At 57.6% G+C, this 845-nt stretch carries 1 pseudogene; it reads left to right on the top strand.

What is annotated here, in order from left to right:
- Nucleotides 1-845 (top strand): annotated as a pseudogene (locus tag HMPREF3101_RS11985) (hypothetical protein); the annotation flags it as partial.

Below are 845 nucleotides of genomic sequence, written 5' to 3'. Positions count from 1 at the left end.
GTGAGTTGGCGCGGTTGCGCTACGGCAGGGACCAGCGCAGCAATTGCACCACCATCACGGTAGGCTCACTGATCCGCACCACAACTGCAGATCTCAAAGGCCGTATAAGTAGCGATACGCTAAACGTGCTTGATGCTTCAGCAGCAGGTGGGATGCGTACCGTCTCGGCGCGGATGTTTGCCTGGCGTGCTGATAACGCGCTGCAATCTGTCACTGACTTCCTTCGCGGGGCTACCACGTATGCACTTGATGTGCTTGGGCGTGCAACCGGTGTTTCCCAACAAGCTCCAGATCTGGGCCTAGGGGCCGGTGTGCACCAGCAGCAGCGAGATCCACTGGCGACATCCGGAACGCCACGTCCGGCAGTGCAAACAGAAAAATACAGTTTCACCCCAGGCGGGATGTTAAGCAGTGTCAGCACGATCGATCCCAGCGCGTATTGCGGTGATGGTGCAGGTGTTGGGCCGGTGCATGGTGATGAGGCGGTGGAGTTTTCAGACACGCTTCCTCACCGAGTAGGTCGCACCTCGTATACCTACGATGCCGCAGGCCGTGTCATCCAAACCATAACGAAACGGATCAGTAAGCGGCCTGTGGTACACACATTCTTCTACGCCACAGGTGAACAACCAATCGGGTTTAGCACCTCAGATGAGCCTGGAATTGGCTATCGGTATATCTACGACCCCTATGGGCGGCGTGTGGCCAAAGAACAAGTCAACACTGAAACCGGTGACGTGCTCACCCGCACCGTCTACGCGCACGCTGGCAACCAACTAGTCGCCGAGCAAACAACATACGCTGCACAACATGGCCACCACCCCAGCCAGCACCACCTGGGCCAG

This window comes from Corynebacterium sp. HMSC29G08 (assembly GCF_001806875.1).
Classification (GTDB): Bacteria; Actinomycetota; Actinomycetes; order Mycobacteriales; family Mycobacteriaceae; genus Corynebacterium.
The sequence above is the reverse complement of the archived record's forward strand: the minus strand, read 5'-3'. Positions and strand labels throughout refer to the sequence as shown.